The sequence below is a fragment of the Cobetia sp. MMG027 genome, assembly GCF_027947415.1.
In the GTDB taxonomy this organism is placed as follows: Bacteria; Pseudomonadota; Gammaproteobacteria; order Pseudomonadales; family Halomonadaceae; genus Cobetia; species Cobetia marina.
Genome location: NZ_JAQJIO010000016.1, coordinates 17717 through 31212, shown reverse-complemented (window position 1 = coordinate 31212; position 13496 = coordinate 17717). Strand labels below are relative to the sequence as shown.

Sequence of the window (13496 nt, the reverse complement as noted above, 5' to 3'; positions counted from 1 at the left end):
GCGAGCCGGCTGGCCTGATGATGCGGGCCGCGGCGGGCGAGTTCAAGATGTGCAGGGTTCATCTGGCGCGGGCGGGGGGCTCAAGGCTTGAGGTCGTCCCCGGCCAGGCGGGCGATGCACTGGATCTCGTCCTCACTCAATGGCATGACGGAAAGGCGGGCACGGCGGACCAGGTGACTGTCGGCCAGCTCGGGCTTCGCCTTCAGGCGCGCGATGGGAAGTGCACTGCGCAGCGAACGCAGATAGCGCAGGCGCGGAGCGACCCAGCGCGGCGTCTTGCCGGCCTCGAGGTCCGCCATCTGGCGAGGGTCGAAGCCCTTGTGCTCGGGGTCGCTGGCTGTCGGGTCCGGCAGGGCGAGCTCGCTGACCACGGCCAGCCCGACCACTGCAGGTACCTTGCAGCTGGAGTGCTGGATGAGCACGACATCCCCGAGCTGCATCTCGCGCAGGAAGTTGCGCGCCTGATAGTTGCGCACGCCATCCCAGAGTGCCGGCGACTCGCGGCGCAGGTCTTCCAGCGAGAAGGCGTCGGGTTCGGTCTTGACCAGCCAGTGGCGCATGCAGGCACTCCTTCGAGACTGACGTGATGAGTGTGAAGGTGATGGGCGTGGAGAATGGGAGGAATGAGGTCCGGGCGCTGGCCTCGTCGATATCCTCGCACAGGAATGTCACGCATACGAAAAAGGCCTGATGCAGGGCATCAGGCCTTTCGAATTCTTGGTAGCGGGGACCGGATTTGAACCGATGACCTTCGGGTTATGAGCCCGACGAGCTACCAGACTGCTCCACCCCGCAACACTGGGTACTGCCTTTGCTCCAACTCCGACGCATCAGAGGTTGGTAGCGGGAACCGGATTTGAACCGATGACCTTCGGGTTATGAGCCCGACGAGCTACCAGACTGCTCCATCCCGCAACATCACGTTGTTTCCCAAGTGCCGAAACTGCTGGCGCTTGCTGGTAGCGGGGACCGGATTTGAACCGATGACCTTCGGGTTATGAGCCCGACGAGCTACCAGACTGCTCCACCCCGCATCAACGTGGGGCGTAGTATAAGGATATACAGTGCTGAGTCAACCGTTATCCCGTAATCAGCCGGAAGACTTTCCTGAGGCGGCCAGGCGATGGGGGGGAGCGAGAGTGATGGAATTGACCTCAATCAATGTGAGAGATCTGCTACATACTTTCCGTGGGAATCCTGTCCATACTGAGAGTGACACGCCTCGCGCAGGGCGGTGACAGTCTTCACCGAGCGCACGGTTGTCGCCATGCTGTCAGAGACGCCTGTCAGTGTTTGTCGTTACCGGAAGATCGCCAGCCAGTCGATGAGCGATCAACGGCGAAATGCCATGCTGTGCTCCCTTGCGGGCACAGGACGTTCCAGGAACAGGGAGAGACAATAACATGACGCAAACAGCACCCGTTGCATGGGTCACCGGTGGCACCGGTGGCATCGGTTCCGCCATCTGTCGTGAGCTGGCGAGCCAGGGGTACCAGGTGATTGCCGGTTACAGGAACAAGGAAAAGGCAGAAGGCTGGTTGCAGGAACAGCGTGCTGCCGGGTTCGAGAACATCGCGCTTTCCGGTATCGAGCTGGACAACTTCGAAGCCTGTCAGGCAGGCGTCAATGAAATTCGCGAGCGCTTCGGGCCGGTGGCCGTGCTCGTCAACTGCGCAGGGATCACGCGTGATACCTCCATGCGCAAGATGAGCTACGAGCAGTGGCGCGAAGTCATCAACTGCAACCTCGATAGCGTCTTCAATACCTGCCGTGCCGTCATCAATGACATGCTGGAGCACAAGTACGGCCGCATCGTGAACATTTCCTCCATCAACGGCCGCAAGGGCCAGTTCGGTCAGGTGAACTACTCGGCCGCCAAGGCGGGCATGCATGGTCTGACCATGGCGCTGGCACAGGAAACCGCGACCAAGGGCATCACCGTCAATACATTGTCGCCGGGCTATATCGCCACCGACATGATCATGAAGATTCCGGAAGAGATTCGTGAATCCATCCGCGAGACGATTCCGGTCAAGCGTTATGGTCAGCCGGACGAGATCGCTCGCGCGGTGGCATTCCTCGCGGACGAGAAATCCGGTTTCATCACCGGTGCCAATCTGGACATCAATGGTGGCCAGTTCATGGGCTGATGTCCGTTCGTGCTCATGCGCCCCGGCGTCTCGCGACGTACCCGCAGGGTGGCAGAACCCGGCAGGGCGGAAGAGGCCATCAAGCGTACAAGAGGCCGCAGAGCGCACTCACAGGAACCAGGATCTGACAGGAGAGGGGCAAGCGCACTTTTCCTGTCGTGAACACGACGAAGCCCCCGTCTCTCTCGAGACGGGGGCTTCGTCGTCGTAGGGTGCCGGTCAGCTGACTGTCTATGCCGACCCGACGCCGTCAGTGGTTGAACAGGGCATCGAAGCGCGGCAACTCGGCCTGCCAGGCTTCCCAGTCCAGCGGACCATTGGCCAGCAGCGCATCCAGCACCTCGTCGAGTTCCTCATCACGCTCAAGGCGCTCGCCCAGTTGCTGATTGATGCGGGCCACCTGAACGGTCAGGCGCCGCGATTCGTCTTCCGCACCCAGCGGCGCCTCGAACAGGATCGCCAGATGGACACGCAGCTCCGCGAGGCGCTCATTGGCGGCGTTGGCGCTGACCGGCTCGGCACGGCGCATCTGGTTGCGCGCGGCATTGGCCTGGCGGCTGGCATCGTCGAACGCCGATGACTCGGGGAGTTCGACATCCTCGATATTGCCCTGGCGTGCACTGGCATCGGCGACGGCATGTTGCTCCAGCAGGTCGCGCCACTGCTGCCATTCCTGGCGCAGCTGCTGGGCATGGAGTTCATCCAGGCGCTGTTCGCGACGCTTGAGAATGCCATTCCAGCGCCGACGCATGCCGTCACCGCGCTTGCCACGCGGCAGGGCACCCAGCGCGTCGGCTTCCTTGAGGGCGTCGTCCAGCTGGGCGGCGTCTTCCAGGGTCGTCGGTTCCCAGCTATCGAGGCGCTCGATCAGAGCCTGCCATTGTTCGAGGCGGACCTGCTCGCGCGTGTCACGCGCTTCACGGTCCTGATCACGTGCGGCGAAGATGCGGTCGCAGGCGGCGCGGAAGGCAGACCACAGGCGTTGCTCCTCGCCCTTGGGGGCACGGCCCAGTTCCCGCCAGCGAGTCTGCAGTGCCTTGGCCTGCTCGGCGCGCGCACGTGCCGGAGCGTCTTCATCGGCCAGCGCTTCGGCGGCGTCCACCAATGCCTGCTTGGCCGCGGCGATCTCGCCGGCGCGCTGGTCGATCAAGCCTTGCAGCGCGGTCAGCGCTTCACCGAAGCGATGCGACAGCTGGCGGCCCGGGCCTGCCGGTACCGGAGTGTGACGGCGCCACTCTTCGCGTGCGCGGTCGCGGATCTGGCGCAGGGCGTCCGGGTCCGCATCGCCCATGGCGTGTCCATTGAGCGATTCCAGCTGCTCACAGAGCGCCTCACGCATGGCAAGGTTGTGCTCGCGCGCCTGCTTGCGCGCTTCGCGGTAATCCTGCAGCTGTTGCTTGATGCTGTCCGAGGCGCTGCGGAAGGACTGGCTGGACTCACGGCTGGCAGCGGCATCGCCCAGGCTGCGCCACTGCTGAATCAGTTGCTGATGCTGGCGGTCGCGCTGCTCATCACTGAGGTCCTCGCGCTCGGCCAATGTGGTGATGGCTTCCAGCAGCTGTTCACGCTTGGGAGCGGCGACGAAGTTCTGCCAGTCACGCAGCTCCGCGACGCGAGCGCCCAATTGACGAAGGCGCGTCTGACGCTCGCTGTCGAGCTGGCCTTCGGTGCGGTCGCGCAGTGAACGATGCAGGCGACTGGCGGGCTTGAGCTTGCCGGCTTCCAGGTAGGTGTCCAGCTGATCCAGTTCGGCGCTGATGGCTTCCAGATCAAGCGTTCGGGGCTTGTCGCTGCTGTCCGTGGCAGGCTCATCGGTCGCGGCGGCCTCGTCGGCACTCTCCTCACCGGTCGTCGCCTGCGGTGCAGCTGCCTCCAGCGCTTGGCGCACGGCATGCAGCGTTCTGGTGAGCGGCAGCTCTGCCGGCCAGGCGATCTCGCGCTCGAGACGTGCCATCTGCTCCAGGTCATTGTCGACCAGCGCCGCGTCCATCTCGCCCTGACACAGCTGATGGCGGTACCAGGCATCGAGCGGGTCCTGCAGCTGTTGCTGCAGGCACTGATGACGTTCGAGCAGTTCGGCCGGGGCCGAGAACTGGTCGGTCAGCTCGCGCCAGCGTTCGCCTTGCAGACGACGCTGAGCCTGAAGGCTGGCGAAGTCGTGATCATTGACGCACTCGCGACTGAGGAGGTCCGCGCGCGCCTGGTGCAGGGCCGTGAGGATCTCTTCCAGGTGGGTGCTCAGGTTGGCGCTCAGGCGTTCATGCTCACGGATGGCCTGTTCACGGGCTTCATGATCGCTGATGACCTTGTACGCCTGCAGACGCGCTTCCTCGAAACGCTGCTGAACGTCGTGGTCGGCGGCCGGCAGTCGCTCCCACTCGCGCAGCAGTGAGCGATAGCGTGATGGCACGCTGTCTTCCCAGGCCTGACGCGGCAGCTTCTCCATCTGACCCAGCAGGTTGTCACGGCTGGCATTGAGAGCGTCTGCCTGCTGGGCATCCGCGCGGCGTTGGGCGAGCGTGTCGCGGGCCTGACGCTGGACGTGACGATCGCGTCTGGCGCCGCGCACCAGCTGCTCCAGCCCGTCCTGACTGGTGATGCGAGCGGCGGCGGCATGGCGCACCGCCGCGATGCTGTTGTGGCAGGCCTGATGGATCAGGGCGGCTTCATCGGTGAGACGTTCCAGCGCGACCAGACGCAACTGTTGATTGTCCCCGCGCGCCGCGATGGCGGCCAGCAGCTCATTGTCATCGAGGCGTGCGACCAGCTGTTCGCGATCCAGCAGGGAGGGGGCATCCTGACCACCGCTCAGCAGCTCGACGAGTCGCTCGCGTACCAGCCCGTCGGCCCGGTCCAGCAGCGGCAGCAGTCGCTCCGGTGTCGCCATGCGTGCCAGAGCGGCATGACGCACCTCAAGCGCAGGGTCCTCGAGAATCAGAGACTCGAGTATCTGGCGCTGATCCGGCGTTTCAGGGTCCAGCTGGGCCGCGGCAGCGGAGCGAATGGTCGGGTTGGCATGCTGCCAGCGAGGGGCGAACAGGCGGCCAGTGAGGCGGGAAAGCAGTCCGGTCATGAGAGAGCGGTTATCCAGGCAAAAAAATAGAGGGGCGCAACAGCGGCCAGTCACTCGGACAGGACCAGGACACTCGGGTCTGTCGGTGAACCGGGGTGACGGCGCATGAATTTCGTCACCCCGCTATCTTATCAGTCACGGGGGCATGTTGTGTGGTCTCACGCGCCCATCGGTGCAGCGAAACCGGGGGAGAGTGTCTGCCGAGCGCCTTCGCGCGGGATGAGTCAGGTCATCACGAGATGACTCTTTCGTGCGTCGTGGCCTCGCGACACCTGACAGTGTGGACTGCTGGCCGTATCATCAGTTGCAGCGCCGTGTCAGCTCACATAGCTTTGTTCAGCAGAGCGATGGTTCATGAAAGGCCATTCCTCGCTCGGGTGATACGTCATCACGAAGCTCGCTTCCTGCAGAAGTCGCACTGCGTCGCGGGGAGATGGGGCGTCGGGCCTCGGCGTTTCACCGCATGAGTCGTCGGGCAGGTATCTGCCTGCCGGGCAGATGGCCTTCTGCTTCGGGATGCCATCCCAGGGATGTCTCGAGCGTCACGAGCTTCTTTCACGAGTGTCGGAGGGTGTCACTTCCCTCACGCAACCCGGAGTCAGGTCATGAGTCTCAGTACGGACAGGGCCTCCCAGGCCTTCACCTTCAAAGGCGGCATGCTGCCGATGACGGTCATGGAACTGGTCAGTGGAGACCCGGAGCAGATCCGTGCCCAACTGGTCAGCAAACTCAGCCAGTCCCCCGCCTTCTTTCAGCACACGCCGGTGGTGTTGAGCGTCGAGAAGCTCGACGAGCCGCACCTGGCGCTGGAGCGTATCTGCGCCGTGTGTCGCGGCCACAAGCTGTTGCCGGTGGCGGTGCGCGGTGGTGGCGACCCGGTGCGCCAGTCTGCCTGGGCATTGGGTCTCGGGTGGTTCCCGCCCCAGGAAAATCGCGGCCGGACGCTGGAGTCCGTGCCGCCGGTCACGACTGTCGAGCCTGAGGCGAAAGCGACTCCCGCCGACGAGCCAGAGGCGACTGTCGCGGACGAAAAAGCCGCGGTCGTTGAGGTGCCGGCCCATGCCAGCAAGGTTTACCGTGGTACCGTGCGCTCAGGGCAGCAGGTCAGCGCGCCAGAGGGTGATCTGGTGATCATCGGTGCCGTGAATGCCGGTGCCGAGATTCTGGCCGCCGGCAGCGTGCACATCTATGGCGCCCTGCGCGGCCGGGCGCTGGCCGGCATCCATGGCGATCGCAATGCCAGCATCTACTGCAAGGAACTGCATGCCGAGCTGCTTTCGGTAGCGGGAACCTACAAGCGCCTGGACGACATCGACAATCGTCTGCTGGGTGCCAGTGTCGAAGTCGTGCTCGAACACGACCAGCTTTGTATCGCACGCCTCGGTTGAGTGATGCCGGCGTGCCTCGAACGATATCCAATATTTACCGGTGATCCCCGTTTCACGGGGGACTCTCAGCAAGGAAGATACCTTTGGCCAAGATTATCGTAGTGACGTCAGGCAAGGGCGGAGTCGGCAAGACGACCAGCGCCGCCGCCATTGCCACCGGACTGGCTCTGCGCGGCAACAAGACCGTCGTGATCGATTTCGATGTGGGTCTGCGCAACCTGGATCTGATCATGGGTTGCGAGCGGCGCGTGGTCTACGACCTCGTCAACGTCATCCAGGGCGAGGCCAATCTCAAGCAGGCGCTGATCCGCGACAAGCGCATCGACAACCTGCATATCCTTCCGGCCTCCCAGACCCGTGACAAGGATGCGCTGACGCTGGAAGGCGTCGAGAAGGTGCTCGAAAGCCTGCGGGAAGAATTCGACTACGTCATCTGTGACTCCCCGGCCGGTATCGAGCGCGGTGCCCAGCTGGCGATGTACTTCGCGGATGAAGCGGTGGTGGTCACCAACCCGGAAGTCAGCTCGGTGCGCGATTCCGATCGCATCATCGGTCTGCTGTCTTCCAAGACACGCCGTGCCGAGAACGGCGATTCTCCGGTGCGCGAACACCTGCTGATCACCCGCTACCATCCGGCGCGCGTGACCGGGGGGGACATGCTGAATCTGACGGACATCCAGGAAATCCTGTCGATCCCGCTGATCGGCCTGATTCCCGAGTCGGAGGCCGTGCTGCGCGCCTCCAACCAGGGGGTGCCGGTGACCCACGACCAGAAGAGCGATGCTGGTCAGGCCTATGTGGACTGCGTTTCCCGCCTGTTGGGCGAGGAAGTCCAGCTGCGCTTTCATGAAGTCGAGAAGCGCGGTCTGCTGGCCAGAATGTTTGGAGGGGGGCGCAAGTGAAATTACTGGATTTTCTGAAGCGAGAGCGCAAGAAGACGGCCAATGTCGCCAAGGAGCGGCTGCAGATCATCGTGGCTCACCAGCGCAGTCAGCGTGATCAGCCGGATTACATGCCGATGCTGGAGCGTGAGCTGCTGGAGGTGATTCGCAAGTACGTTCAGGTCGATCAGGATGCCATCAACATCTCGCTGGACCGCGAGGATGATTGTTCGGTGCTCGAGCTGAACGTCACTCTGCCGCGCCCCGGCGAGGCATGAGCAGACTCGACAACCGCTGATTCGTACGACTTTCCTGCCAGAACATCGCCCCCCTCGGGCGCGGTGTTCTGGCATGTGCATTTTCTGACCGTCCGCGTGGAGATTTCCTGTGGCAGAGCCCACCTTCCTGTGGCACGACTACGAGACCTTCGGCGCCGACCCGCGCCGCGACCGTCCATCGCAGTTTGCCGCCATTCGTACTGATGCGGAGCTCAACGAGATCGGTGAGCCGCTGACGCTCTTCTGCAAGCCCGCTGACGACTTCCTGCCTCATCCGATGGCGTGCCTGATCACGGGGATCACGCCTCAGCAGGCCGAGCGTCGCGGCCTGCCGGAGGCCGAGTTCGCCGGGCGCATCAACGACGAGATGAGCGTGCCGGGCACCTGCTCGGTGGGCTACAACAGCCTGCGTTTCGATGATGAAGTCAGCCGTCACCTGTTCTATCGCAACTTCCTCGACCCCTACGGGCGTGAGTGGCAGAACGGCAATTCGCGCTGGGACCTGATCGATGTGGTGCGCGCCTTCCATGCGCTGCGCCCCGAGGGGATCGAGTGGCCGCGGCGCGAGGACGGAGCCCCCAGCTTCCGTCTGGAAGATTTGACGGCCGCCAATGGCATCGAGCATGCCGGCGCGCACGATGCCCTGGTCGATGTGCGGGCCACCATCGCCCTGGCGCGTCTGCTCAAGTCACGCAATGCCCGGCTGTTCGAGTATCTGCTCAAGCTGCGCAACAAGCGTCATGTCGCCAGCCTGCTGGACATCGGTGCGCGCAAGCCGATGCTGCACATCTCACGTCGCTATCCGGCCTCGCGAGCATGCGGTGCGCTGGTGGTGCCGCTGGCGGAGCACCCCTCCAATGCCAATGGCGTCATCGTCTATGACCTGTCGGTGGACCCGGCACCGCTGATGGATCTCACTCCCGAGGAGATTCGGGCGCGGGTGTTCGCCAGTGCGGATGACCTGGCGGAAGGTGAGGAGCGCATCCCCCTCAAGGTCATTCATCTCAACAAGAGCCCGGTGCTGATGCCGGCGACGGCGCTCAAGGATGTCTCCGGCCCTCACCAGGGGGAATACGGCGAGATCGTCGCGCGCCTCAAGCTCGACCCTGCACGATGTCGTGAGCACTGGAAGTGGCTCAAGGACAATGCGGGGGTCGGCGTGAAGGTCGCCCAGGTGTTTGCCGAGACGCCGCCGGCCGGCCCGGCTGACCCGGACCTGATGCTCTATTCGGGAGGCTTCTTCTCGCCCGCGGACCGCAAGGAGATGGAGCGCGTGCGTGCCTCTCACCCCGAGGCACTGGATGACACGCCCTTCGCCTTCCAGGATGGGCGGCTCGAGGAGATGCTGTTCCGCTACCGCGCACGCAGCTACGGCTACACGCTTGATTCAGCCGAGCGGGAGCGCTGGGAGCAGTGGCGCTGGGAGCGCATGAATGACGAGCAGGTCGCCAGCCTGACCGTGAAGGGCTTCGTCAGCGAGATCCAGCGTCTGGCCCAGAACGAGCAGGATCCGGCGCGCGTGCAGATTCTGGAAGAACTGGCGATGTATGTGGAAGGCATCATGCCGCCACAGGCCTTTGGCTGATTCTCGAAATTCTCGCAGCCACAACGACACGACCCCGGCGAATTCGCCGGGGTCGTGTCGTTCATCTCTCAGAAAAATCTGACGCTCCACTCGGCTCTGATCTGCCCTTCACTCCACGGCTCCGTCCTTCACGGAAGCGTTCTGACTGACCCGCCTGGCCGTCGGGCATGCACGCGTGGCGCGATCAATGCTGGGCATTGCCCGCAGGTTGCGCCGAGGGAGCGGCGTTGGTGGCACCGTGCTCGGCACGTGGCGCCTCCGGCAGCAGGGGGAGCGCGAGCGTCGGCAGGCGCTGATCGAAGTCGCTGGGGATCTCGGGATCAAAGGCCAGTTCCAGCGGCGCCGCCTGAGTCACCTGCTGCCAGGCGTCACGGATATCCTGGACGCTGACCTGCTCCACGGCGTGGATCAGTTGCTGGCGGCGATCAAAGTCGGTCCAGCCGAAGCTCAGTTCGCTCCAGTTGCGTGATGCAAGCTCGGAGAGGCGGCGCGGCTTCTGCTCGAGACCATCGATCACTGCGCTGCGATAGCTGGCGAGCGTGGCCTCATCCAGCGCCGTGATGCGCTCATCGAAGGTCGTGAAGAAGGCATCCATGCGCGAGAACAGGGTCTTGCTGTCCTTGGAAGGCGACTGGACCAGCAGGCTCAGGCCCGGGGCATCCAGCATGGGGGAGTAGCTGGCCGAGACGATGTAGCCCAGTTGCTCATCGGTGCGCAGCCGGCTGTAGAACGGGGCTTCGATCAGCTGGCCCAGCACGGCCAGACTGGCCTGACTCTCGAGCGTGCGATCCTTGCCCTGCAGGTAGCGCAGTGCGCCGGCATCACCGCGTGAGCTCTCCGGTCGCAACGCGAGGGGCTGGTCCACCCGGTGGATGGCAAGCTCCGGGATGCCGTCGCGCGTGACGCGGGGGGCCAGGCCATTGATCACCAGCTGACCGGTCTCGCGTGCCTGAGTGTCGCTCAGGTTGCCTGTCACCATGGCCTGGACATGCAGGCGTGCCAGGAAGCGCTTGCGGAAGGCGTCCAGACGTTCGCTGGTGATCTGCTCCAGCACGTCCTGCTGCTGCGAGACGGTGGTGGGCTGGCCGACCAGCGCTTCACTGAGACTGCGGCCCAGCTGCGTATACAGGGGCGCCTGGGCGCGATTGCTCAGGCTGCGTGTCATGCGCTGCGTGATGCGTGCCAGTCGTTGAGAGTCGATGTCACCATTGACCAGTTGATCCAGCACCTCGCGCATTTCCGGCTGCTGGCCGTCGCGCCAGCCACTGAACTGCAGCGTGATGCCGCGGCCATGGGCATAGGCCAGAGCATCCTGTCCGGCCAGACGTGCCGGGTACAGGCGGGCATTCAGGCTGTCGTTCAGCCACGCCGCCAATACGCGACTCATGACTTCATCCTCGACCGAGGCACTCACGGCGGGGTTGAGCAGCCCGAAGCGCCACTCGGCCTTCGGGACCCCGAAACTGTCATCACCCTGATACCAGAGTTCGGCACCGGGCTCGTCGATCAGCTGACGTGGCGGCGCATCGGGCAGATTCAGGACCTGAAAGTCGCTGGCCAGATAAGGGTTGGGAGCCGGAAGGGCAAGCCGGGCGGCTAGCGAGGGATCGTCTCCGGCACGGGCGACGGCATCGTCCGTGAGGCGCGTCAGGGTATAGGGCGCCTTGAACCATTTGCCCTGTTGCTCTCCCGTGACATCAGGGCCGGAGTAGACCTCCAGCAGATTCTCTGGCGTCAGGCGATCAAGGGTCGACTCGATCAGCTCGGCGTCATAGTCCTGCATCAGGTAGGGCGCGGCCAGCACATCCTTGACCGGATAGCGCGTCATCATCATGGCCAGGCTGCTGGCCAGGTCCACGGGAGAGCTGCGCTGCTGGAAGCGGAATTCCTGCTCGCCCAGCGCCGCCTGCTCCTTGTAGCGCCACTCCTCCAGGCCCTGCTGGCGAATCAATGCCAGATAGTCGAACAGCGCGGCGCGGATTGCCGGCTGATGCCGGGCGCCCTCGGGCGTCAGGGTGACACTGATGCTGAGCAGGGCATTCTCGCCATCGCTGGGGCCGCCGCCGGCCGAGAGCCCATCCGCCCAGCCCTTGTCCTTGAGTACCGCCAGCAGGCTGCCTTCCCCTTCATGTCCAATGAGGTTGGCAAGATAGCTGACCGGTTTGACGCGATACTGCGCGACGGGGTCCTCGATGGGGAACATGAAGTCGAGCTCGCGCTCCTGCTTGAGTGCCTTGACCTCCACGCGTGCGGGCAGCTCATCGGCAGTGACCAGCGGCGCGTCGATCTGTGGCCGTGAGAGCTCGCGATTCGGGACATCGGAGAAATTGTGGCGCGTCAGTGACTCCAGCGTGTCCAGCGATTGGGGGCCGACCAGGGTGAGGCGCATCACGCCGGCGCCGTAATGCGCCTGATAGAAGTCCACCAGGCGTTGGCGCAGGCTGCCGGCCTCGCTGTCCTTGAGTGTCTCGAGGCTGCCGACGCTGAAGCGGTTGAAGGGGTGCTCTGGATTGAGCGCCTGCTCGACAGCCTCATTCACGCGCCGCCCGTCATCCTGCAGGCGTGCCTGATATTCGGAATGTACGGCATGACGCTCGCGGTCGACGTAGTCGGCATTGAACTGTGGTGCGACGAAGAAGCGGGCAAAGCGCGGCAGGGCCTCGGCGAAGGCATCCGGTGCGATATCGAAGAAGTAGTTGGTGTCCTGGCTGGCGGTGAAGGCGTTGTGCTGTCCGCCGTGACGGGTGATGAATTCCTGATAGGCATCAGGCTCTGGATAACGATCGGTGCCGAGGAACAGCATATGCTCGAGGAAGTGAGCAAGTCCGGGAACGTCATCGGGGTCCTGGGCGCTGCCCACCTCCACGTCCATGGCAGCGGCAGCCTTGTCAGCCGCCGGGTCGCTCACCAGCAGCACCTTGAGGCCATTGTCGAGCGTCAGGCTGCGATAGTCGCGCTGGTCATTGGCGCTCTTGATCACCGGGCCTGCCTGGGTGATGGCAGAGGCCGCGGTGGCTGTCGTCATGGAGGACGGTGCGGGGGGCGTGGAGGAATCGGCCAGGCTGACGCCGGGCGACAGGCCGGTGATGACGATGGCGGCAATGGCAGCGCTCAATGCGAGCGGACGGAATCCTGATGGCAAGGACATCTTCTCTCCTGGTTCACGGCACCGATGACACTGGCATGGTGGTTCGATAAGGGCGATTCATGCGTCGCAAGCGCGCAGGTAGATCAGCAACGCCTCACGAGCAGCGCAGGTCCGAGGATGTGCTCCCCTCCTGGCGATACGCGTGTCTGACCGGCCTGGATTCAGCGTTCCCGATCTGAGCATGCTGTCCGGGCGCCGAGTGGCGTCTCTCAGCTCAGCATCGGGCCAGTGGGGTGCGCGACGCTCCATTCCTGGTGCGCGGGATCATTGACCCGGCGAGCGACGGGGAAGGCTGCGAGGCTGGCGTCCGGTGTCAGCATGGCACGTACCCTGTCCAGCGGGGTATCGGCGCTCAGCCATTCCCGCACCTGATGCGGGGCGATCACCGCCGGCATGCGGTCGGTCAGACGTGCGGTGACACCCGCGCACGCCACGCTGATCAAGGCGAAGCTGTCGCGCCCCTCGGGGGGCAGTCCTTCCATCAGCGGGGGGCTGAAGTGGCGGGTCCACAGCGCGGCGAGCAACAGCGGAGCGCGGGTGGCGTGCGTGACCAGAAATGGCTGCTTCATGCGCGGCTGTTCCTTCCAGACATAGACCCCACCGACGGGAATCAGTGCCCGTTGACTGGTAAAGGATTCGCGGAACATGCGTCGCGTTTCCAGCGACTCGGCGCGCGCCACGTGGGGCGCGTGGTCCATGACCTCCAGCCAGCTGGGCGTCAGCCCCCAGAGCGCTGGCACCTGGCGAAGCCTCGGGCCTTCCAGGCGCAGCATCGAAACCGGCAGGCGCGGAGCGCGATTGGCGCTCACCAGACGCTCCTCCCGCAGCTGACGCGTGAGGGCAGGCGTCGCGAGTGATCCGAACAGTTCACTGGGCGGCAGGTCTTCGGGAAACGGGGGAAGGTACAGGCGTCCGGCCACGGAAATCCTTTGAGATGAAGGGCAGGGGGGGAACATGCAGGGCGACGCATTGCCCAATCATGAGCGCGAGAGC

9 protein-coding genes and 3 tRNA genes are annotated in these 13496 nt (G+C 64.2%); 5 read left to right on the top strand and 7 right to left on the bottom strand.

All coding sequences use genetic code 11. The annotated features are described in order from the left end of the window. Nucleotides 1-80: 80 nt before the first annotated feature. The 4 genes from PJK54_RS17295 to PJK54_RS17280 form a co-directional block, all read right to left on the bottom strand. The gene (locus PJK54_RS17295; RefSeq protein ID WP_084207783.1) at nt 81-560 is read right to left on the bottom strand and encodes an EVE domain-containing protein; all 480 of its coding nucleotides are present in this window, start codon (nt 558-560) and stop codon (nt 81-83) included. A gap of 158 nt (nt 561-718) precedes the next feature. Continuing rightward, a tRNA-Met gene (locus tag PJK54_RS17290) sits at nt 719-795 on the bottom strand. 43 nt (nt 796-838) lie between these two features. Further along, nucleotides 839-915 (bottom strand) — tRNA-Met (locus tag PJK54_RS17285). A 42-nt stretch (nt 916-957) separates the two neighbouring features. Further along, a tRNA-Met gene (locus tag PJK54_RS17280) sits at nt 958-1034 on the bottom strand. Nucleotides 1035-1403: 369 nt separating this feature from the next. On the opposite strand from PJK54_RS17280, the gene phbB reads away from it, so the two are divergent. Beyond that, entirely contained in the window at nt 1404-2150 is a 747-nt protein-coding gene (phbB, locus tag PJK54_RS17275; RefSeq protein ID WP_077373584.1) for an acetoacetyl-CoA reductase, read from the top strand. A gap of 250 nt (nt 2151-2400) precedes the next feature. On the opposite strand, the gene PJK54_RS17270 is transcribed toward phbB, so the two are convergent. Next, a complete protein-coding gene (locus PJK54_RS17270) occupies nt 2401-5223 on the bottom strand; it encodes a DUF349 domain-containing protein (protein ID WP_271303468.1) in 2823 nt (940 codons plus the stop codon). Nucleotides 5224-5828: 605 nt separating this feature from the next. On the opposite strand from PJK54_RS17270, the gene minC reads away from it, so the two are divergent. The 4 genes from minC to sbcB all read left to right on the top strand — a co-directional run bounded on the left by minC (nt 5829) and on the right by sbcB (nt 9355). Then, the gene (minC, locus tag PJK54_RS17265) at nt 5829-6611 is read left to right on the top strand and encodes a septum site-determining protein MinC (RefSeq protein ID WP_077373590.1); all 783 of its coding nucleotides are present in this window, start codon (nt 5829-5831) and stop codon (nt 6609-6611) included. A gap of 83 nt (nt 6612-6694) precedes the next feature. Further along, nucleotides 6695-7513, top strand: coding sequence for a septum site-determining protein MinD (minD, locus tag PJK54_RS17260; RefSeq protein ID WP_077373593.1), 819 nt, complete (start codon nt 6695-6697; stop codon nt 7511-7513). After that, nucleotides 7510-7770: a cell division topological specificity factor MinE gene (gene minE, locus PJK54_RS17255; protein WP_043336475.1), complete on the top strand. Its 261-nt coding sequence runs from the start codon at nt 7510-7512 to the stop codon at nt 7768-7770. Before minD ends, minE begins: the two co-directional genes overlap by 4 nt. 109 nt (nt 7771-7879) lie before the next feature. After that, nucleotides 7880-9355, top strand: coding sequence for an exodeoxyribonuclease I (sbcB, locus tag PJK54_RS17250; RefSeq protein ID WP_077373596.1), 1476 nt, complete (start codon nt 7880-7882; stop codon nt 9353-9355). A 184-nt stretch (nt 9356-9539) separates the two neighbouring features. Here the strand turns inward: sbcB and PJK54_RS17245 are convergent, their stop codons facing one another. Beyond that, nucleotides 9540-12503: an insulinase family protein gene (locus tag PJK54_RS17245; protein ID WP_271303467.1), complete on the bottom strand. Its 2964-nt coding sequence runs from the start codon at nt 12501-12503 to the stop codon at nt 9540-9542. A 209-nt stretch (nt 12504-12712) separates the two neighbouring features. Beyond that, a complete protein-coding gene (locus PJK54_RS17240) occupies nt 12713-13423 on the bottom strand; it encodes an SOS response-associated peptidase (protein WP_077373602.1) in 711 nt (236 codons plus the stop codon). Nucleotides 13424-13496: the final 73 nt, after the last annotated feature.